Raw genomic sequence first — 20,464 nt, 5'->3', positions numbered from 1 at the left:
TGGAGGTGAAGTTAAGCTCTCGCTTTATTCTCGTTTTCCTGCTAGTTTGGCCTTTGATTGCCGGGTGTACGGATAATGTATTGCAATCGTCTGGTGGAGCGAGCTCGGGCGTTGGTGCAGGAAGCGGGGGGAATAGCCCCGTGAAGCCTGTAACAATCGACTTCTGGTTCCCCTGGGGTGGAGAATACAAGAAAGAATTTAAAGCGAATGTAGTCGACGAGTTCGAGAAGAGGAACCCGAACATTAAAGTAAACATGACATTCGTTGAGACAACGGGAAATACGCAAGCATCGGATAAGCTGCTTACGGCAATCGCAGCCTCTAACCCTCCCGACGTAGCATTGTTCGACCGGTTCCTAATCGCTTCATGGGCTTTCAAAGGAGCGTTAACAGACCTGACCGGGTATGTTGATGCATCCGGGATTTCCTCTAGCGACTATTATGATGCGATATGGAAGGAAGCCCAATACGAGAACAAAGTATATGGCCTTCCATGGGGTACGGATAACCGGGAAATGTATTACAACAAGACGTTAATGAAAGCAGCTGGTCTAAATCCGGAAGTTCCGCCTTCCTCGATTGAAGAGCTTGACGCAATGGCGGCCAAGATGTTTAAGAGGGGAGTAAACGGCAGGTACGAGCAGGTTGGATTTATTCCATGGTTGAATCAAGGATTCCTATACACGCAAGGCTGGAACTGGGGCGGCAGTTGGGAGAAGAATGGAGAGCTGGTTCCGAACGACCCGCAAATCGTGAAGGCCGTGGATTGGATGACTTGGTATGCGAAGACGTACGATATTGAATCTTTGGACAGCTTCACCCACGAAATCGGACAAACCGGCATGAATGCTTTCTTGACGGGCAAGATTGGTTTTGTCTACGACGGCAACTGGCTCTTGAACGATCTAAAGAAGTACTCAGCTCAGTTTGACTGGGGCGTCGCTCCTATGCCTGCTCCTAGCGGTAAGAAGCCTGCAACTTGGGCCGGCGGCTGGTCCTTCGTAATCCCGAAGGGTGCGGTGCATGAGAAAGAAGCATGGGAATTCATTAAATTCGTCGCAGGCAAGGAAGGTACACTGCTCTGGGCGAAGCGCCAAATGGATAACAATGATATAACTGCAATGCCAGCCGTGAATGAGGAGCTGAACCTGGAAGGGAACCCTAACCTTAAAGTGTTTTTGGATCAGATGCCAAAAGCATACACGAGGCCTGTTACACCTGTCGGCTCATTCTTGTGGAACGAGACGTTCAGGATCCAAGACCTCGCGATTAACGGAAGAGGTACACCGCAGGAACTGCTCAAACAGTTGAAGAAGAACGTGAATGCCGAATTGGCTAAATTGAAGCAATAACCTTAGGAGGGAAACAAAATGGGGAAAGTTCGTTTCTTAATGATTGGCGTCGGCGGAATGGGAAGAGAGCATATCAGAAGGCTTCTGGAAGTGCCTGAGGCTGAAATCGTGGCATTGGCGGATCCTTCTGAAGGAGCTATTAGCCAAGTGAAGGAACGTTTCCCTCAGCTGAGCGATTTGCCGGTTTATACGGATTATCGCGAAGCTATTGCTCAAGCGGGCGCGGATGCTGCAATCATCGTCTCGCCGCATAGCATGCATTTCGAGCAAGGAATGGCATGTTTGGACGGCGGCTTGCATGTGTTGATGGAGAAGCCGTTTGTTGACGGCTCCGAGAGCGCCGAGAAGATTATTGCACGTGCGGCAGAAGTAAACAAACATCTCGCGGTTGCTTACCAGCGTCACCTTATGGGCCAGTTTATCTATATCCGTAACTTGATCCAGAGCGGTGAACTCGGTACAATCAACTACATTAATGCTTATCAAGCGCAAGCATGGCTGAGTGGTGCGAGAGGGACTTGGAGACAAAACCCGGCGCTATCCTGCGGCGGGCAACTGAACGATTCCGGCAGCCACCTTCTCGACGTAGTGCTGTGGGTAAGCGGCCTGGAGCCTGAGACCGTAACGGCTACAATTGACAACCGCGGAACAGAGGTCGATATCGATTCGTCCGTAACCGTTCGTTTCCACGGGGGAGCAATCGCTTCTTTCAACGTGGTCGGAAGCGCAAGCATCGGCTGGCAAGAGGATCTTTCCATCCATGGAGACAAAGGATCGGTGCTGTATCGCAACGGTAAAATTCTAGTCGCTAAGGAAGGCCAAAGAGAGCTGACCGAAGTGAACGATGAGCTGCCTGATTCCAGTGATCCGAACCGCGACTTCGTCGATCTGATCCTTGGTAAGGTTAGCGAAGCGGCAGCGCCATCCAGCTGTGGCTTGCGCATTGCTCGTTTGACCGAAGGCGCTTGGAAAAGCGCTGCTAACGGCAGCCAGGTCATCCACTTATAATTGTAACGGGAATCTTTAATCCAATAGACTTATGTACAGGCTGCCGCATTGTTCATTGCGGCAGCTTTTTTTATTAACGTCAGGGGGCCGATTTCATTCATTTATTGTCAGACAAGCCCGTCATTCAGGGGATAGAAATGTCATATAATTGGGGCTATGAAATGATTCAAAGAGGAATCATTTCTTTTTTTGTAGAAGTGGGGCGAATAGTGTAACCAAACAGATAGAAACAGTAAAAAATAACACACTAAAAGCAAAAGTAAACACATTATGCGATTAAATGAAAACGCATACAATAAGGTTGTACTCGGGAACGAGTAAAAATAGGGAGGTTACCAGATGGAGAATGTAAAAGTGCAGGCAACGAACAAAAACAAAAAGTTTGTAGCATTGTCATTAACTGCAATTACAGCACTGTCTTTAACACTGGCAGGTTGTGGTAGCAGTAATAACAACACAGCATCCACCGATGGGAACACAAACACCAAGGCAGCTAACAACACAGCAGCTGCAAACAACACAGCTGATAACAAGGCTGACAACACAGCTGCAGCAGACAATACTGCTGCGACTGATGAAAAAGCTACAATTGATTTCTGGTTCCCGTGGGGCGGAGACTTCCAAAAGGACTTTAAAAAGACAGTAGTCGATCCTTTTGAAGCAGCACATCCAAACATTAAAGTAAAAATGACTTTCGTGGAAACGACAGGTCAAACGCAAGCGTCTGATAAATTGCTAACTGCTATCGCAGGCGGCAACCCACCTGACGTTGCATTGTTCGACCGCTTCCTGATCGGTTCATGGGCAGCTAAAGGCTCCCTGACTGATATTAAAGCAATGATGGACGCTGACGGCGAACTGAAAGCTGAAGACTACTACCCAGGTCTGTGGGCAGAGGTCGTTTACAAAGATGGCGTGTACGGCTTGCCGTGGGGTACTGATAACCGCGCTATGTACTACAACAAAACGTTGATGAAACAAGCCGGTCTTGATCCTGAGAAGCCGCCAACTACGCTCCAAGAGCTGGATTCAATGGCGGAGAAAATCTTCAAAAAAGGCAAAAACGGTAAATATGATACAATCGGCTTCATTCCTTGGATGAACCAAGGCTTCTTCTATACACAAGCTTGGAACTGGGGCGGTAAGTGGGAAGATGCAGACCACAACCTGACTCCTAACGATCCGCAAAACGTAAAAGCTCTTCAATGGATGGCAGATTATGCGAAGAAATATGATATTGCCAACCTGACTAGCTTCTCCGATGCAATGGGTCAAACAGGTATGAACCCAATCTGGTCCGGTAAAGTCGGCTTCGCGTTCGATGGTAACTGGGTACTTAACGACTTGGCTAAATACAAGCCAAACTTCGAGTGGGGCGTAGCTCCAATGCCAGCAGCTGAAGGATACCCTTCGGTTACATGGGCAGGCGGCTGGTCGTACGTTATTCCTAAAGGCTCCAAGCATGAGAAAGCAGCATTTGAGTTCTTGAAATACGTAGCAGGTAAAGAAGGTACGCTTGGCTACGCTAAACGTCCTAACGCAGGTAACGACATTACAGCAATGCCAGCTGTTAACGATGAGCTGAAACTTGCTGACAATCCGAACCTGAAAGTGTTCCTTGATCTGATGCCAACAGCATTCACAAGACCGGTTACACCAGTAGGCTCCTTCCTATGGAACGAAACAATGCGCGTACAGGATTTGGCGATCCATGGCAAAGGCGATCCACAAGCACTTCTTGACGAAGTTAAGAAGAACGTTGATGGCGAACTCGCTAAACTTGGCGGCTAAACCTAAGCATGCATAAATAAGGAGTAAGAGGGCTGGGCGGAGACATTCCGCCCTCTCTCTCTTTATACAGAATTGAACCGATAGAGGGAGGTAATGGGAGTGGCAACAGTCGGAACTACCGCCAAAGATAATACGGCTGCCCTTGTGCAGACGAAAAGTAAGAGAGCTACTAAGTTCGAGAAGAAACTCGCGCTGTTCGGTTTGCTGTTTGCATCACCTTGGATTCTGGGCTTGCTGTGTTTCAATATTTATCCATTACTAGCGTCAGCTTACTATAGCTTTACCACGTACAGCATCCTAGAGCCTGGTAAGTTTGTCGGATTCGAGAACTATACGACATTGTTCAAAGATGATGTATTCTGGAAAAGTATATCTAACACGTTGTACTACACATTTATTTTTGTACCATTGAGTATTGTGCAAGGTGTAGCACTAGCGATGCTTCTGAATTTGAAAATCAAAGGACAGGGCATTTATAGAACACTGTTCTTCATTCCTAGCTTAGTTCCGGAAATAGCGACAGTTATCATCTGGCTGTGGCTGCTCAACCCGCAATTCGGGCTTGTGAACTTCTGGCTAGATAAAATTGGAATTTCTGGACCGCCGTGGATCGGCAGTGAAGTCTGGTCCAAGCCATCGTTGATTCTCATGAGTCTGTGGGGCACGGGGCAAGCGGTCGTTATATATTTGGCTGGTCTGCAAGATGTGCCGCAGGATTATTATGATGCTGCACAAGTGGACGGAGCCAATGCTTGGCAGCGTATGCGGACGATCACATTGCCGCTGCTCACGCCAGTTATCTTCTTTAACATGATTATGGGTATGATCGGCGCGTTGCAGAACTTCGTTCTGCCATACACACTCACGAACGGACAAGGAACTCCGGCCAATTCCATGATGTTCTACGTCATGTATTTGTACACGAATGGCTTCGCTTACTTGAAGATGGGATATGCTTCAGCGATGGCATGGATTCTGTTCATCATCGTTGTCGCCTTAACGGCGATCATCTTCGCAACGCAAAAACGCTGGGTCCACTATCAAGGAAGAGAATAGAGGGGAGAAGTCTTTCATGGAGACAAGTAGCAGAATGTCGTTCTTTCAGAGGGGATTTGCCCATGCTGTTCTAATCATAATGGGCGCATTTTTCTTATCTCCTTTTCTATGGATGGTTTCCACATCGCTCAAATCGAACTCTGAATTGTTCCTTTGGCCGCCGAAGTGGATTCCAAGTGTTATGGTATGGAGTAACTATCCGGATGCCATTAATTACATTCCGTTCTTCAAATATTTATCCAACTCTCTGATTATTTCAGGTCTCGCTACAGTAGCGGTATTGCTCTCTTGTCCGCTTGTTGCGTACAGTTTGGCTCGTATTCCTTGGAAAGGGGCAAGACCGTTATTCGGAGCAACTCTGATTGTCATGATGATGCCTTATCAAGTGACAATGATCCCAATCTTCATTACGTTCAAAAATATTGGTTGGGTAGGAACGAACATTCCATTGTGGCTTCCAGCGCTATTCGGTGCTCCGTTCTATATTTTCTTGCTTCGCCAGTTCTTCATGGGCTTGCCTAAAGAGCTTGAAGATGCTGCTCGTATTGACGGCGCATCTGAGCTGCGTATTTACTCGCAAATCATGCTTCCGCTTTGTAAGCCTGCTTTGCTGACGATCGCATTGTTTCAATTCATGGGCAGCTGGAAGGACTATCAAGGTCCGCTCATCTACTTGTCCGATGAGAGCCAATATACGCTCATGCTTGGTATGCAGGCGTTCAAATCTCAGCACGGTGCTGAGTGGCAGTTGATGATGGCGACTCTTGTAGTGATTACGTTGCCAATTATGATTCTTTATTTCTTGGTCCAGAAGGCGTTTATCCGCGGTATCACATTCACAGGTATTAAATAATAGCATTTGCCAAGGGAGAGGAATGTCATTAAGCTGCAAATCGGAACACGCATTCCACCGAAGATCGGTGCGCAAGGGTTGGAGCAGACGGCGGCATGGGCTGCTTCTGTAGGACTGGATACACTGGATGTCCCACGGTTAAATCCAGAAGTTAAGCAAATTCTCGATGCTGCCGGACTCGGCATTGGATCTGTTGATGCTTCCGGAACTGGAGCATTGCTTGGCAAAGACGACGCTCGTCGGGAAGCGGCAGCAGAATCTGTTAAGAAACAGATAACGGAGATGGCTTCACTGGGTGGCAAGGCTATGTTTATGTGCCTTGTGCCAGAGGATCATACAGCACCGCGTAGCGAGAGCTTCGCGATCTGGAAAGATAGCTTCCCTGAAATTGTCCGTCATGCGGAAAAAGAAGGCGTATATATCGCTATTGAAGGTTGGCCAGGTCCTGCTCCGCACTATCCGACAATCGGATGTACACCGGAGATGTGGCGTGCAATGTTTGAAGCGATCCCTTCCAAGCACTACGGCCTCAACTACGATCCTTCGCACATGGTGCGCCTTGGAATCGATTATTTAAGAGCGCTTTCAGAATTCGGCGAGCGAATCAATCATGTTCACGGTAAAGATACAGAAATTCTGACCGATGAGCTGTATGAGTGCGGCGTTCTGCAAGCAACATTCGGGGCGAAGTACGGATTCTCAGAAGGCTCATGGCGTTACACAATTCCAGGCCACGGTGCAGTGGAATGGAGTAAAGTAGCGGTTAGACTGGATCGCCTCGGCTATCAAGGCGCCATCGGTATCGAGCTTGAGGATCACCGTTTCTGGGGAACGATCGAGAAAGAGCAAGAAGGCATTATTAAGGCTAAGGAGCATTTGGCTCTTTATTTCAAATAGGTATCTGTTCGAAGGTGGGAAATAGATAATGTCTGAACGGACTCGCATACACATGATCGGCAATGCGCATTTGGATCCGGTTTGGCTATGGCAGTGGCAAGAAGGTTATGCGGAAATCAAGGCGACATTCCGATCTGCGCTTGACCGGATGAAGGAATTTCCCGATTTTATCTTCACTTGTGCAGGTGCTGCTTACTACGAATGGGTGGAAGAGAATGCTCCAGAGATGTTCGCGGAAATCAAGGAGCGTGTTAAAGAAGGAAGATGGGTTATCGTCGGGGGCTGGTGGATCCAGCCCGACTGTAATCTTCCGTCAGGAGAATCCTTCGCGCGACATAGCCTGTATTCCCAGCGATATTTTATGGAGAAATTCGGAGTAACCGCCAATGTCGGCTATAATGTCGATTCATTCGGGCACCATGGCATGCTGCCGCAAATTCTCAAGAAGAGCGGTATGGATTACTACGTGTTCATGCGTCCAGGACAGCATGAGAAAGAAATGGATAGCGATTTGTTCTGGTGGCAAAGCGCTGACGGCAGTCGTGTGATGACATTCCGGATTCCTTTCAGTTACGGCAACTGGTGGAAGACGGGGGATGCCGTAGTAGAGAAGACGCGTGCTGTAGCGGCATTAGCTGATGAGCATGGGCTTGGGTATATGAATTTCTATGGCGTAGGCAACCATGGTGGCGGACCGACGATTGCAAATTTGCATTCGGTTCATCAGCTTCAAGAAGAGCTTGGCGCGGATCGCGTTGTTCTCAGTTCGCCTAATCGGTACTTTGCAGAGATGAGCGAAATGTATAGTGATGCGATTCCTGTACACCGCGATGATCTGCAGCACCATGCCAGCGGATGCTATTCGACTCATTCCGAATCGAAAGCTGATAACCGGCGTGCTGAACACCGATTGCTGACGTCGGAGAAGTTCTCTACGATTGCCCATCAATTGCTCTCGCTGCCATACCCTGACCAGAAGCTGCAGCAAGGCTGGAAGAATGTCATGTTCAATCATTTCCACGATATTATGGGAGGCTGCAGCATTAAGGAAGCTTACCGAGATGCAAGGGAAGCCTACGGCGAGTCGCTTCAGATCGCTGCGGTTACTCTCAATGCAGCTGTTCAAAAAATATCGTGGTCGATTGATACGATGAAAGAAGGCATTACTCCTCTAAGCAAAGAAAAGGACTGGGTGCTATGGGAGCAAGACGACAAAGGTATTCCACTAGTCGTGTTCAACCCGCATTCTTGGGATATTAAAGCGCCTGTTCAAGTGAATAAGAATGTGGCCGGCGTCACGGACGATAAAGGAACTCCGATCCTCACGCAGAGAGTGCGAGGATCGAGAACGAATGGCTCCGATGACAAGTATGATACGTTATTCATGGGTGATATTCCTGCGCTCGGTTATCGCGTCTACTGGTTATACAGAGATAAGCAGCAGGAAGCGGAAGCTTCCAGTCTTCTACTGCATACGGAAGACAATGTGCTGGAGAACGACTATATCCGGTTGGAATTGGAATCGCATACCGGATACATCAAGAAGCTGACTGACAAACGGTCTGGCCTTGACGTGCTTTCAGGCAATGGAGCTGTTCCAGTTGTCATCGATGAGCATGATAGTGATACGTGGAGTCACGGAATCTTCCAATTCCGGAACGAAATCGCCAAATTCGCAGATGCCGAGATCCGGCTAATGGAACGTGGGCCTCTTCGTGCGAGACTTCGGGTGACGAGTCGTTATAATCGTTCCGTACTGCGCCAAGATTTTATACTCTATCATGATCGGTCCGAGATTGAAGTTCAAGTCAAATTGGACTGGCGTGAAGAGCATAAGATGCTCAAGCTCTCTTTCCCTGTAAACGTGGAGCAGCCTAAAGCAACCTACGAAATTCCATATGGTCATCTCGAGCGCCCTGTCAACGGCGAAGAAGAACCGGGACAGCAATGGATTGACGTGACTGGAGTGACTCCAGGAACATCGCAGTTGTATGGATTGTCAGTCGTGAATGACAGTAAGTACAGCTCGGATGTACTTGATAACGATCTCAGGATAACAGTCGTGCGCAGTCCGATATTTGCAGACCACTTTGGCGTAAGAGACGAGTGGTGCGAATTCATGGATCAAGGCGTTCAAGAGTTTAAATATGGCTTGGTGCCTCATGCCGGTGGCTGGCAGGATGCTCAGGTTGTCAAGAAAGCCAATGAGCTCAATGTGCCGCTTGTGTCGATCGTGGAGACGTACCATGAAGGGACGCTGCCGCAAAGCTTAGCCGGCATTCACGTTTCATCGGATCAGATTATCGTGACCGCGTTTAAGAAGGCAGAGGACGGAGAGGGCTATATTCTCCGTTGCTACGAAACTTCCGGTAAAGAAGCGGCTTCTTCAATCGAGATTCCGATGCTTGGACGGAAGTGGGATGTGGAATTCGGGGCATGTGAAATCAAGACGTTCCGTATACCGCTATCCGCAAACGATCAGGTAATTGAGAACAATTTGGTTGAATATTAGCAGTCTGCATTGAGCCCTGTATGTATTTGTTTGATACGGGGCTCTTTGTGTTTTATATATCAGCAAATAGGAGATGATCGTTGTTTGAGCGAAGAGCAAAAAGATGCTTTACACATTACGGCCGAAATCGCAACCGGTCATTCAACAGGCGGAAGCTCGATTCCCTCGGAAGATAAAATGACGGAGGATGCGGTTCGATCGGCACTATTGAATTTGTGGGGGATTAGTGATGAGCTGCACCCGCTAGCGGCAGGTACTACGTCACGGGTGTGGCGGATTAAAGATGCGATCGTCAAATTGGCTCGCGATGAAAGCGAACATTTCAACGCTGGATTGCGTGCCAGCCTAGCAGTGGAGACGTCGGGTATTACGACTGGTTCGCCGATATTTACGGGGGCGGGGGAAGTCAGTGCAACAATAGATGTCGGTTCTGATGAGTGGATAATGGCTGTTCAACGTCATGTGAGCGGTACCCCTGCTTCCATGCATGATTTCGAGCCCTCTGTATTAGGTGAAATTTTAGCGAAAATACATGTGAGTTTGCAACATACCGATACTTCCGGTGGATGGACGGTAGAGGACGTGTTGGGTGGATATATGGAACAAGGAATCTTGCCTGAACAACCGGAATCAACGAGGCAGATGATTGCTTCAGCCATCCATTCCGTACGGGATTGGTATAATGAATCCAACCCGCGAAGGCAGCTTATCCGCGGTGATGGGCCGGAGCTATTAGTCGAAGATCGTGTCATCAAAGGCATGGTCGATTGGGGCGGTGTTCGATTCGGAAGTGTTGCTGATGATATCGGCTGTTGGACGCTGCATGGCAATACCAAAGATATTAAGGAATATACGAAGGAATTCGTGCGAGGCTACACTGCTGTCAGCGCGCTGACTCAGCAAGAAGAGCTTGCTATTCCGCTATTCCAACAGCTTCGACTTGCATCGCGTGCTTGCTTTGTCACCGATCCAGCTGCCCTGCAGACCATTGAGCAGTGGATGTCGAACATTCAATAGGCATACAGCTAGGAAGGACCTCCAGCGATGGAGGTCCTTATTCAGGTTCGTAATACGTCCTTTCACAGACGCGGTAATCTTGCCGTGCTTAAACGTCTTCAGTACGTATTTGTACAAAGCATCGATATCCGTAACACCTGCAATGGGGTTAGCGCCTTGCGTTAATACGGTATAGTTGTCGCCGCCAGACGCCATAAAGTTGTTCACTACAGCCGAGTATTCTTCCGAATCGGAAATCGCTGTCCCGTCTTCTTTCGTTAGAGAAATGATGCGCTCCGCAATTGGCTTGCTGAAGTCCGCCGAATATTTGAGGCCGGAGATTTGCAGTGTTTTTATTTTGTCCGGTGTATCACCCCACTGCTGCTGAAGCAGAGTCCTAAGCTGAGCGCCTGTCAACGTCAGCTTCACAAGCTGATTGCCGAACGGCTGGATGCGGTACAGATCGGAATAGCGTACATTTCCCTGCGGTATACCAGCACGAATGCCCCCTGGATTCATGAATGCAAAATCAGCTTGCATGGAATCCTTCATTGCATCGGCGATTAAGCTGCCTAAAGCGATCTCTCTCGTATGAGCGTTTATATTCGAATAGACCCGATCTGCTGTGCCTACAGGCTGGGATAGCTCAGGATGCCTAGTCAGTGCAGCTTGAACGAATGCGGCAACCCCCGCATCTGGGTTAATATCCGATTGCTTCACAGCAACGATTGTTGCTTCTTTCTTAACGATGTCATGTGTTGCCGGATCGATCTCAAGATCTACATCTGCAAAAGCGGTACCGTAAGAGAAGGCTTCGATAATAAGCTTGCTGTCCACGTATCCGTTCACCTTCACATGGTTGTCTCCTGCAAAGATAACATCCACCTCATCATCTACAGCGTTCGCGAGGTCAGCCGCTTCGCCTGTAATCGACTTGCCGCTCTGCGTGGCAGGATCATGAGCAAGGACAACGATTGCTTTGACTCCTTGTGCCTTCAATGCTGCAACGGCCTTATTAACTACTGTCGCTTGCTCCACAATGTTGACCGGTTCAAGTGCAGAAGGTGACAGTTTGCTTGGTGTCAGCATCGTCACGACGCCGATAAACCCGATTTTCTCCCCGCCAACCTGTTCCACGACATAAGGCGCTATGATCGGCTTGCCCGTAGCCTTCATAATGACATTGGCATTGACGTAGTCGATATCCGTATGAGAATACGTAATGTCGGGATTGATGGGGTCCACGGCGCCATTCAGCTGTGCCATTAGTGCTGGCACCCCTTGGTCAAACTCGTGATTGCCCAGTGTTCCTATCTTGAAGCCCAGCTTTTTCATAAAGTCGAGGGTGGTCTTATCCCGCTCAAGCGAAGATATAGGCGAGCTTGCGCCAACCGCATCACCGTTATGTATGAGCAAGGTATTATCCGGGTTCGTCGCTTTATATTGCTTGAGGTACGCGGCTAAGTACGCGGCTCCACCTACAGCAGCGCCTCCGGCTATCGCCTTGTAATCCAATTGCCCGTGGAAGTCATTTATACCGAGCAGCTGCACTTTGACATGGCCTGTTGCCTGAGGAGAAGGCGCGACCAGTGCGTGAGCGGATGATGCTAAGTATGAAGATGACAGGAGTACGGTGAGAAGGGAAGTGGCGATCGCTGCTCGTGACAGTTTCTTTCGAATGGGAGACATTTGATAGTAAAACTCCTTTCACCTATAAAGTGAGGAAGAAGCGCAGCTCCTATTCGGTAAACAGGACAAAAAACCCGCACATCGGCTGATGTGCGGGTTTTTGTAACTTGCTTACTTATTATGGCTGATAAATTTTGTCGAACACGCCATTGTCGCTGAAGAACTTCGTTTGTGCTTTCTGCCAGCCGCCGAAGTTTTTAATATTCGTCAGCTCTAGGCTCTTGAAGTTTTTCGAGAACTCAGCAGCGATCTTCGGATTCGTTGGACGGTAGAAGTTTTTACCGATGATGCGTTGACCTTCAGTCGTGTACAGATAGTCAAGGTATGCTTTGGCAACATCGCGTGTTCCGTGCTTGTCGACATTCTTGTTCACGACTGCGACAGGCGGTTCTGCCAGGATGCTGTAGGAAGGAGTCACGATTTCAAAGTCTTTCGGATGCTCTTTCAGCGCCAGGTAAGCCTCGTTCTCCCAAGCGAGCAGAACATCGCCGATACCGCGCTCTACGAAAGTAGTTGTGGAACCGCGTGCGCCGGAGTCGAGTACAGGCACGTTTTTATACAGTTGTTTCACGAAAGTTGTCGCTTTCGCTTCGCTGTGGCCGTTGTGTTTCAAGGCATAAGCCCAAGCTGCGAGGAAGTTCCAACGCGCGCCGCCGCTTGTCTTCGGATTCGGTGTAATAACGGAAATGTTCTTCTTAACCAGATCGTTCCAGTCCTTGATCTTCTTCGGATTGCCTTTGCGAACCAGGAAGACGATGGTCGATGTATACGGCGAGCTGTTATTAGCGAAACGAGCTTGCCAGCCGTCCTTGATGTAGCCTGCTTTCTGAATGGCATCAATATCGTAACCGAGTGCAAGTGTAACAACATCTGCTTCCAAGCCGTCGATTACTGAACGCGATTGTGCGCCGGAGCCGCCATGGGACTGCTTAATCGTTACAGTCTGACCGGTTTTCTTTTTCCAGTATGCGGAGAAAGCTTGGTTGTACTGTGCATACAGCTCGCGGGTCGGATCGTAAGAGACGTTGAGCAGCTCAACATTCGGCTTGCTCGGCTTCGTTGCAGCGAAGCCTGGTTGGGCTAGGGTAAGGATAAGTGCCAGAATCGTGATCGTAAGCAGCAGTTTTTTCTTCATGTTTGTACGCTCCCCTAAATAAAGTTTGTCGTTGTTCCACCTGGATTGCCTGATGTAAGACTGCCTTATGTAGAAATAAAAAGGAGGCCCCGGCAAAAAAGCAGTGAATGCAAACGAAAAATCGAATACATGCTGCGTGTTGCCAAGGCCTCCGGTGGTCCGGTGGGCTCGATGGATTTATCATAATCTGACAATTCCCACCTGTCAACTATGAATTAGAAAAACTTTTCTCGATGACGTTTAGGGACGAACAACTCTATATATAAGAAAGGCTTATGCGTATCATAAAAAATGTTAAAAAACTGATTGACAACAAAGCTTATCCGTTGCTATGATTCAAATATAAACCAACTAAACAGGTAGGATTAATTTTAATTTTACTACCGTATCAAACGGCGTAAAGCAAAGGTTAGTTATCTGTATAAAGATGATGAGAGGTGCTTTTACATGACAAACATGAAAAAGAGAAATGCCAAACCGCTTCACGCCCTGTTAATCTTTATCGTATTCTCACTTGCATTGACCGCTTGCGGCTGGGATCAAAACCCGCCAAACAATGCGAATGCAAACAGCAATTCGAGCAACAAATCGAACACCAATTCAAGCTCCGGCAATACGACAGCAGCAACGAATGATGTGAATTCGGAAACTAACACCGATAATTCAGCGAATGCAGCACCAGAAGCGACTGGTCCAGTGGAGCTGCTGAACGTCTCCTACGACCCGACACGCGAGCTGTATGAAGCTTACAATAAACTTTTTGCACAGTATTGGAAGCAAGAGCATAACCAAGAAGTTACGATCAAGCAGTCTCATGCTGGTTCAGGCGCTCAATCACGGGCGGTAATCGATGGACTGCAGGCCGATGTCGTGACACTTGCGCTAGGCTACGATATTGACGCAATTGCCGATAAAGGAATCATTAATAAAGACTGGCAGCAGAAGTTCGACAACAACAGCTCGCCGTATACTTCGACCATCGTATTCCTCGTACGCAAAGGCAATCCGAAAGGCATTAAAGATTGGAACGACCTAATCAAGCCCGGCGTTCAAGTAATTACGCCGAATCCGAAGACAAGCGGAGGCGCACGGTGGAACTATCTCGCAGCTTGGGGCTACGCTCTGAAGCAGAACAATGACGATGAAGACAAAGCGAAGGAATTCGTCTCTGCACTGTACAAGAACGTGCCTGTGCTTGACTCCGGCGCACGTGGTTCGACAACGACATTCGTAGAGAAAGGTATCGGCGACGTACTGCTTGCTTGGGAGAACGAAGCGCTGCTGTCCGTGAAGGAGCTTGGCGCAGATAAATTCGATATCGTTTATCCATCGATCAGCATACTCGCAGAGCCGCCAGTTGCAGTTGTCGATAAGAATGTCGATAAGAAAGGCACTCGTGCAGTAGCGGAAGCTTACCTCGACTACTTGTACACGGAAGAAGCTCAGAAGCTCGTCGCTCAGAACTACTACCGTCCGCAGCTTGCATCCGTAGCCGAGCAATTCGCTGATCAATTTCCGGAAATTCCGATGCTGAATATCGATGACGATTTCGGCGGTTGGGCTGCGGCACAGAAGAAACATTTTGCAGATGGCGGCGTATTTGATCAAATCTATGCGCCTGGCTCATAAGCGATCGACAGGAGCTGATTCTACGTATGAAAAGTTCCATTACAAAGCGTACGAAGCCTCGCAGCGTGCTGCCTGGCTTCGGCCTCTCGCTAGGATTCACGATTTTCTACTTGAGCGTGCTTGTCATCATTCCATTAGCCGGCATATTCATCAAGACATCCGGCCTCACCCCAGAGCAGTTCTGGCATACGGTGTCTAACCCGCGTGTCATTGCTTCTTACAAAATCAGTTTTCTGACATCCTTCTACGCAGCGCTCGTGAATCTCGTGTTCGGTCTCATCATTGCATGGGTGCTCGTGCGGTACCGTTTCCCAGGCAAGAAGCTCATTGATAGCTTAATCGACATGCCGTTTGCGCTGCCAACTGCGGTTGCAGGCATCTCGCTCACTGCAATCTATGCGCCTAACGGCTGGGTTGGCAAGCTCGTAGAGCCGCTCGGCCTCAAGATCGCGTTCACGCCGCTCGGCATCACGCTAGCGCTAATATTCATCGGATTGCCATTCGTCGTAAGAACTGTGCAGCCTGTGCTGCAGGATCTCGACAATGAGATTGAGGAAGCGGCAGTCATGCTTGGCGCGTTCCGGTGGCGGACATTCCGCCGAGTCATTTTGCCGGAGCTCATTCCCGCGCTGCTGACAGGATTTGCGCTTGCTTTTGCCCGAGGGATCGGGGAGTACGGATCAGTCGTCTTTATATCCGGCAACATGCCGATGAAGACGGAAATTGCGCCGCTTCTCATCATGACCAAGCTGGAGCAGTACGATTACAAAGGTGCAACAGCGATTGCGATGGTCATGCTTATCGTATCGTTCATCCTGCTGCTTCTAATCAACTACCTGCAATGGCGGAGCAATCGCCGCGTTGTAACGGCATAGGGGGCGCATGAGCATATGGCAGGAGCTGTAACGGTTTCCTTGAAGGAGAAGGCCGCACAAAGGCCTAAACATATTAACGAGTCGGTTGCTGTACGAATTGTACTTATTTCAATTGCACTTCTATTCCTTGTAGCTGTCGTGCTGCTTCCGCTGCTGTCGGTCTTCATCGAAGCGTTCAAGAAAGGTTCGGACGTGTACTTCGCGGCACTTCGGGATCCCGATGCATTGTCGGCGCTGAAGCTGACGCTAACAACGGCGTTAATTGCCGTTCCGCTTAATACGGTGTTTGGTGTAGCAGCAGGTTGGGCCATCAGCAAGTTCCGGTTTCGGGGCAAAAACATTCTCATTACGCTGATCGACCTGCCTGTTGCAGTATCGCCAGTCATCTCGGGTCTCGTATTCGTTCTTTTGTTTGGCGCACAAGGATTCTTCGGACCGTGGCTGTCCGATCACAATATCCATCTCATCTTCGCACTGCCGGGTATCGTGCTCGCTACAACATTCGTGACATTTCCTTTTGTCGCGAGGGAGCTGATCCCGCTCATGCAGGCTCAGGGCGTACAGGAAGAAGAGGCGGCGGCAAGCCTTGGGGCGAAGGGGTGGCAAATCTTCTGGCGCGTGACGCTGCCGAATATTAAGTGGGGCCTGCTCTATGGCGTTATTCTCTGCAACGCTCGTGCGATGGGCGAGTTCGGCGCTGTGTCGGTCGTATCGGGACATATCCGTGGCGAGACGAACACGCTGCCGCTTCACATTGAAATTTTGTACAACGAATACCAGTTCTCGGCGTCATTCGCGGTCGCTTCGCTGCTCGTTATGCTGGCGGTGCTGACGTTGATCATCAAGAGCTTTATCGAGTGGAGAACGAATGCGAAAAGTCCGGAAAGGAGTGCTGACGATGCACATTGAGGTACGGAATTTGAATAAGTCATTCGGCAGCCATGCTGCGGTGCAGGATGTGAGCTTCCAGATTGAGCGCGGCAAGCTGATCGGCTTGCTCGGGCCAAGCGGCGGTGGCAAGTCAACGCTGCTGCGGATGCTTGCGGGGCTGGAGACGCCTGATTCGGGCGACATCATCATAAACGGGAAGCGCGTCAACGATGTCCAGCCACAGCTGCGCGGCATCGGGTTCGTATTTCAGAACTATGCATTGTTCAAGCATATGACGGTGTTTGACAATATCGCTTTTGGCTTAACGATTCGCAAGACGAGCAAAGCCGAGATTAAAGCACGCGTCGGCGAGCTGCTCGATCTGACCGGGCTTCGCGGCTTCGAGCACCGCTATCCGCATCAGCTGTCGGGCGGTCAGCGGCAACGGGTTGCTTTTGCCAGAGCGCTGGCACCGAGACCGGAGCTGCTGCTGCTCGATGAGCCGTTCGCGGCGATCGACGCCAAGGTGCGCAAAGAACTGCGCACATGGCTGAAACAGCTGATCAGCACGCTCGGCATTACGTCGATCTTCGTAACCCATGACCAAGATGAAGCGGTTGAAGTAGCGGATGAGATGCTTATTGTCCAGCAGGGTAGATTGGAGCAGCAAGGCTCGCCGGTTCATATCTATACGGACCCGCAGACGGCTTTCGTTGCCGGCTTCATCGGTCACTCGAGCGTGGTGGAGCAGCCTGGAAGCCTGCGCGGCTTCGAGGGCACTTCGATTGCTGCAGGTGCAAGGGCGCTGGTCCGCCCGGAGTTTGTCGAGGTTGGGCGCGAGCAGGAAATTCAGTTTCCATCTGCTGCGGAGAAAGGCCAGGTACGGCATATTTTCTTCCGCGGCGCACACTTGGAGCTGGATATTCAGGTCGGTCATAACCGGTTATCCGCGCATCGCTCGTTAGATCAAGAGCCGCTGCAGCCAGGTGAGGAAGTGTCGGTGCTCATTCACCGGCTATACGTCATCTCGGATAAGACGGCAACAATGGTGGAAAACCCGTTGAAGGTGGACCCGCTGCCTGTTCATATTTAAAGGCAGTTCGCAGCGAATCGGAACTTCATAGCGTTAGTGGAATGCATGGAAAGAGGAGTATCGGAGATTTAGAATATAGGAAGCGACCTTAGGAGGGATTCGAGATGGCGAAACCAATAGTGCTCGATCAAGAATGGATTGAACGGATTGCGACGCAGGTGAATGGACTTGAATACGGATCGGTGCTAATTACCGTTCATGACGGGCGTGTCGTCCAGATCGACCGAACCGAACGCAAACGGTTCGAAGCTTCCGCGAAGCCGAACCAAAATCATGCGAAAGAGCAAGCCCACGGGCAAGCTTCCGCAGCTGGAGATAAATTGAAAGCCATTAATTAGCAATAAAGACCCAAGTGCCGCGTTAGGTTGCGGTGCTTGGGCTTTTTTTGTTTGAGGTGGGGATGAGAGGAGGGAGATAGAGAAAAATATAGATAGTTCAAAGACAGCTCCGTGGATGTAGCTGGTGTGGTGGACCTCACAGTTTCAACGTGGTGGGAAGAAGGAATGAAGCTGGTTAGTGGACCTCATTTCGTAGAGCTTAGTCAATGTAGATCCTCTTGGGGGTCTACATTGACTGAAAACTCGTTAAATTTGCGAAAGAGAGTCCTCTAGGTATCTACATTGGGCGAAATCACGTCAGATGAGTGTAAGAGAGTCCTCTAGATATCTACATTGGGCCGGAAACTCGTCAAAATTGCCGAAGTAGATCCTTCTAGGACCTACTTTGGCAGCTTTACTCGCATGACGGCCGTTGCAGGCTTAAGCGCGTGCTGAAGCTAGCTCAATCTACGTCGATCATCTGCTTGGAGAACGAAGTGCGAGCTTCGCGCCGCTTGTCGGCGCTCTTCTGTTGGCGCTTGCTGACGGATTGCTCTTTGCGCATTTGGTGCGCGAGCTCGCGGCCGGTTTTCTTATAGCTCGTGAAGCGGCGCTCCTCAAGTGCGCCGCTTTGCAGCGCTTCCCTCACGGCACAACCGAGCTCCCGCTCGTGGTGGCAGTCGCGGAAGCGGCAGTTCGCAGCGATCTCTTCGATGTCCGCGAACGCTTCTTGCCAGCCGCCATCGGACTCCCACAGCTGCAGTTCGCGCATGCCAGGCGTATCCATCATGATGAAGCCGCCGGGAAGCGGGAACAGCTCGCGGTGCGTCGTTGTATGGCGACCGCGCGCATCCTCCTCGCGGATACCTTGCACGCGCTGGAGCTCACCGCCGGCCAGCCAGTTGAGCAGCGTCGACTTGCCGACGCCGGAGGAACCTGTCACCGCAATCGTGCTGCCCGGCAGCAGATAAGGTGCGAGCGCTTCGCGACCAATCCCGGCAACAGCGCTGACCGCATGAACTGGCACGCCGGGAGCGGCAGCTTCGACCTCAGCTATGCTCAGCTCGATGTTGTCGCACAGATCCGCTTTGGTCAACAGGACGACTGGTGTCGCACCGCTCTCCCAGGCTGTGACGAGATAACGCTCAATCCGGCTCACGTTATAGTCGCCATTAAGCGCGCCAACGATGAACAGGGTATCAATGTTGGTGCCGATGACCTGCTCTTCAGGCACGCTGCCCGACGCCCGGCGAATCATCGCGGAGCGACGAGGAAGCACGTTATGGATGATGGCGCGCTTCTCGCCATCCATTGGCGCGGCAGCGACCCAGTCGCCAACAGCCGGATACTCGCTCCGGGTATTCGCCTGGAACTGAAACTTGCCGCTCACTTCAGCGGATAGCTCACCAGATGATGTCATGATGCGATATTGGTTCGTGAATTGAGCAATAACCCGTGCAGGGATGCAGCCCTTCGGAAGTGCAGCGCCCGAAGCAGTGAAGCTCGCCTCCCAACCCGCATTCCAGCCGAATTGCTGCAGCAGGTCAGCCGAGTTTAACGGCACTTGCTTTTGAACTATCCCTTGCTCCTGCTCTGTAACTTGCTCTTGCTCTGTAACTTGCTCTTGGGCTTGACCTTGCTCTGTAACTTGCTCTTGGCCTTGACCTTGCTCTTGACCTTGCTCTTGACCTCGTTTTTGAACTAGCTCATTCTCTTGCACGTTCACTTTAGCTTCTTCTTGCTCATGGTTTTGATTCAGGCTGGTAATCCCCTTTTAATTAAATTGGTGGTATTGAATTCCTTGCTTAACACAGACGACAAATAGACCGCAGGAAAATATCTCCTGCGGCTGCTCCGATGCTGCGCCCAACCAGGGGGCGCAGCACTTAAACGGAAACACAAAAAAACCGCAAGAAACCAGTTTGGTCTCCTGCGGTTCTAATGGAGTGATACAGCGAACGAGCCCGGCGAAGCGTTATTTGCGCCTCAATGCTCGTCACTATAAGTCACGTACTTAGTTCCGTTCGAAGACCGATGCGAATGCGACAACAACAGCGTTAACAATTGATTTTCTCATTCTACATCAGCCTCCCTTGGGTATCGATAGTTGTCATTCTATGCTCTAATGGCAGCACTTGTCAACTGCTTATAATTAAAATGGCCCTGCTCCGACGAACGAAGCAGGGCCACCATATTACGAAATGACGAATTTAATGATCACCGCAGCGGCGAAAATAACGAACAGAATTCCGAAGAACCCGCCAAAGCCGATTGCGACATCGAATAGATCATCACGCGGTTCCTCATTTATATGCTCACGTGGGTCTCTAACATTTTCCATTAATTAGCTTCCTCCTTAGGCACGACGATTGCTTCTCCTAGTATACCCAA

The 20,464-nt window shown here is 49.9% G+C and carries 17 protein-coding genes; 13 read left to right on the top strand and 4 right to left on the bottom strand.

The genetic code is table 11. The features are described from left to right. The first annotated feature begins 140 nt into the window (after positions 1 to 140). The 8 genes from AC0LWF_RS06110 (at position 141) to AC0LWF_RS06075 (ending at position 10,486) form a co-directional block, all read left to right on the top strand. Positions 141 to 1,352 carry an ABC transporter substrate-binding protein gene (locus AC0LWF_RS06110; protein WP_474650671.1) on the top strand — a complete coding sequence of 404 codons (1,212 nt, stop codon included), beginning with the start codon at positions 141 to 143 and terminating at the stop codon, positions 1,350 to 1,352. Positions 1,353 to 1,370: 18 nt separating this feature from the next. Continuing rightward, on the top strand, positions 1,371 to 2,360 hold the full coding sequence (locus tag AC0LWF_RS06105) for a Gfo/Idh/MocA family protein (protein WP_474650670.1): 990 nt from the start codon (positions 1,371 to 1,373) through the stop codon (positions 2,358 to 2,360). 339 nt (positions 2,361 to 2,699) lie between these two features. Continuing rightward, positions 2,700 to 4,151: an ABC transporter substrate-binding protein gene (locus AC0LWF_RS06100; RefSeq protein ID WP_474650669.1), complete on the top strand. Its 1,452-nt coding sequence runs from the start codon at positions 2,700 to 2,702 to the stop codon at positions 4,149 to 4,151. Positions 4,152 to 4,250: 99 nt separating this feature from the next. Beyond that, complete coding sequence (locus AC0LWF_RS06095) at positions 4,251 to 5,207, top strand: carbohydrate ABC transporter permease (protein WP_474650668.1); 957 nt, start codon at positions 4,251 to 4,253, stop codon at positions 5,205 to 5,207. A 16-nt stretch (positions 5,208 to 5,223) separates the two neighbouring features. Continuing rightward, on the top strand, positions 5,224 to 6,060 hold the full coding sequence (locus tag AC0LWF_RS06090; RefSeq protein WP_474650667.1) for a carbohydrate ABC transporter permease: 837 nt from the start codon (positions 5,224 to 5,226) through the stop codon (positions 6,058 to 6,060). 6 nt (positions 6,061 to 6,066) lie between these two features. Further along, a complete protein-coding gene (locus tag AC0LWF_RS06085; RefSeq protein ID WP_474650666.1) occupies positions 6,067 to 6,957 on the top strand; it encodes a sugar phosphate isomerase/epimerase family protein in 891 nt (296 codons plus the stop codon). Positions 6,958 to 6,985: 28 nt separating this feature from the next. After that, positions 6,986 to 9,469: an alpha-mannosidase gene (locus AC0LWF_RS06080; RefSeq protein ID WP_474650665.1), complete on the top strand. Its 2,484-nt coding sequence runs from the start codon at positions 6,986 to 6,988 to the stop codon at positions 9,467 to 9,469. A gap of 84 nt (positions 9,470 to 9,553) precedes the next feature. Beyond that, the gene (locus tag AC0LWF_RS06075) at positions 9,554 to 10,486 is read left to right on the top strand and encodes an aminoglycoside phosphotransferase/kinase family protein (RefSeq protein ID WP_474650664.1); all 933 of its coding nucleotides are present in this window, start codon (positions 9,554 to 9,556) and stop codon (positions 10,484 to 10,486) included. Here AC0LWF_RS06075 and AC0LWF_RS06070 read toward each other — a convergent pair. Then, on the bottom strand, positions 10,391 to 12,154 hold the full coding sequence (locus AC0LWF_RS06070) for a bifunctional metallophosphatase/5'-nucleotidase (RefSeq protein WP_474650663.1): 1,764 nt from the start codon (positions 12,152 to 12,154) through the stop codon (positions 10,391 to 10,393). The genes AC0LWF_RS06075 and AC0LWF_RS06070 overlap by 96 nt on opposite strands. A 118-nt stretch (positions 12,155 to 12,272) precedes the next feature. Beyond that, entirely contained in the window at positions 12,273 to 13,289 is a 1,017-nt protein-coding gene (locus tag AC0LWF_RS06065) for a sulfate ABC transporter substrate-binding protein (RefSeq protein ID WP_474650662.1), read from the bottom strand. A gap of 456 nt (positions 13,290 to 13,745) precedes the next feature. Between AC0LWF_RS06065 and AC0LWF_RS06060 the strand changes: the two genes are divergently transcribed. From AC0LWF_RS06060 to AC0LWF_RS06040, 5 genes are all read left to right on the top strand, one after another. Further along, the gene (locus AC0LWF_RS06060) at positions 13,746 to 14,918 is read left to right on the top strand and encodes a sulfate ABC transporter substrate-binding protein (RefSeq protein WP_474651206.1); all 1,173 of its coding nucleotides are present in this window, start codon (positions 13,746 to 13,748) and stop codon (positions 14,916 to 14,918) included. 26 nt (positions 14,919 to 14,944) lie between these two features. Further along, positions 14,945 to 15,793, top strand: a complete 849-nt coding sequence (gene cysT, locus AC0LWF_RS06055; protein ID WP_474650661.1) for a sulfate ABC transporter permease subunit CysT — start codon at positions 14,945 to 14,947, stop codon at positions 15,791 to 15,793. A 15-nt stretch (positions 15,794 to 15,808) separates the two neighbouring features. Continuing rightward, on the top strand, positions 15,809 to 16,702 hold the full coding sequence (gene cysW, locus AC0LWF_RS06050) for a sulfate ABC transporter permease subunit CysW (RefSeq protein WP_474650660.1): 894 nt from the start codon (positions 15,809 to 15,811) through the stop codon (positions 16,700 to 16,702). Continuing rightward, entirely contained in the window at positions 16,692 to 17,756 is a 1,065-nt protein-coding gene (locus AC0LWF_RS06045) for an ABC transporter ATP-binding protein (RefSeq protein WP_474650659.1), read from the top strand. The genes cysW and AC0LWF_RS06045 overlap by 11 nt, the downstream gene beginning before the upstream one ends. A 104-nt stretch (positions 17,757 to 17,860) precedes the next feature. Next, positions 17,861 to 18,094, top strand: coding sequence for a YezD family protein (locus AC0LWF_RS06040; protein ID WP_474650658.1), 234 nt, complete (start codon positions 17,861 to 17,863; stop codon positions 18,092 to 18,094). Between the two features lie 442 nt (positions 18,095 to 18,536). On the opposite strand, the gene rsgA is transcribed toward AC0LWF_RS06040, so the two are convergent. Together rsgA and AC0LWF_RS06030 are read right to left on the bottom strand one after the other, a co-directional pair. Then, positions 18,537 to 19,637: a ribosome small subunit-dependent GTPase A gene (rsgA, locus tag AC0LWF_RS06035; RefSeq protein WP_474651205.1), complete on the bottom strand. Its 1,101-nt coding sequence runs from the start codon at positions 19,635 to 19,637 to the stop codon at positions 18,537 to 18,539. 630 nt (positions 19,638 to 20,267) lie between these two features. After that, entirely contained in the window at positions 20,268 to 20,414 is a 147-nt protein-coding gene (locus AC0LWF_RS06030) for a YqzM family protein (protein ID WP_474650657.1), read from the bottom strand. Between the last annotated feature and the right edge of the window lie 50 nt (positions 20,415 to 20,464).

This window comes from Paenibacillus sp. sgz302114, from assembly GCF_056120345.1.
This window is presented reverse-complemented; position numbering and strand designations above follow the sequence as displayed.

Excerpts from the sequence above, each read along its gene's own strand:
- AC0LWF_RS06105 (WP_474650670.1), top strand. The coding sequence starts at position 1,371 with ATGGGGAAAGTTCGTTTCTTAATGATTGGCGTCGGCGGAATGGGAAGA.
- AC0LWF_RS06100 (WP_474650669.1), top strand. The coding sequence starts at position 2,700 with ATGGAGAATGTAAAAGTGCAGGCAACGAACAAAAACAAAAAGTTTGTA.
- AC0LWF_RS06090 (WP_474650667.1), top strand. The coding sequence starts at position 5,224 with ATGGAGACAAGTAGCAGAATGTCGTTCTTTCAGAGGGGATTTGCCCAT.
- AC0LWF_RS06080 (WP_474650665.1), top strand. The coding sequence starts at position 6,986 with ATGTCTGAACGGACTCGCATACACATGATCGGCAATGCGCATTTGGAT.
- AC0LWF_RS06070 (WP_474650663.1), bottom strand. The coding sequence starts at position 12,154 with ATGTCTCCCATTCGAAAGAAACTGTCACGAGCAGCGATCGCCACTTCC.
- AC0LWF_RS06065 (WP_474650662.1), bottom strand. The coding sequence starts at position 13,289 with ATGAAGAAAAAACTGCTGCTTACGATCACGATTCTGGCACTTATCCTT.
- AC0LWF_RS06060 (WP_474651206.1), top strand. The coding sequence starts at position 13,746 with ATGAAAAAGAGAAATGCCAAACCGCTTCACGCCCTGTTAATCTTTATC.
- cysT (WP_474650661.1), top strand. The coding sequence starts at position 14,945 with ATGAAAAGTTCCATTACAAAGCGTACGAAGCCTCGCAGCGTGCTGCCT.
- cysW (WP_474650660.1), top strand. The coding sequence starts at position 15,809 with ATGGCAGGAGCTGTAACGGTTTCCTTGAAGGAGAAGGCCGCACAAAGG.
- AC0LWF_RS06045 (WP_474650659.1), top strand. The coding sequence starts at position 16,692 with ATGCACATTGAGGTACGGAATTTGAATAAGTCATTCGGCAGCCATGCT.
- AC0LWF_RS06040 (WP_474650658.1), top strand. The coding sequence starts at position 17,861 with ATGGCGAAACCAATAGTGCTCGATCAAGAATGGATTGAACGGATTGCG.
- AC0LWF_RS06030 (WP_474650657.1), bottom strand. The coding sequence starts at position 20,414 with ATGGAAAATGTTAGAGACCCACGTGAGCATATAAATGAGGAACCGCGT.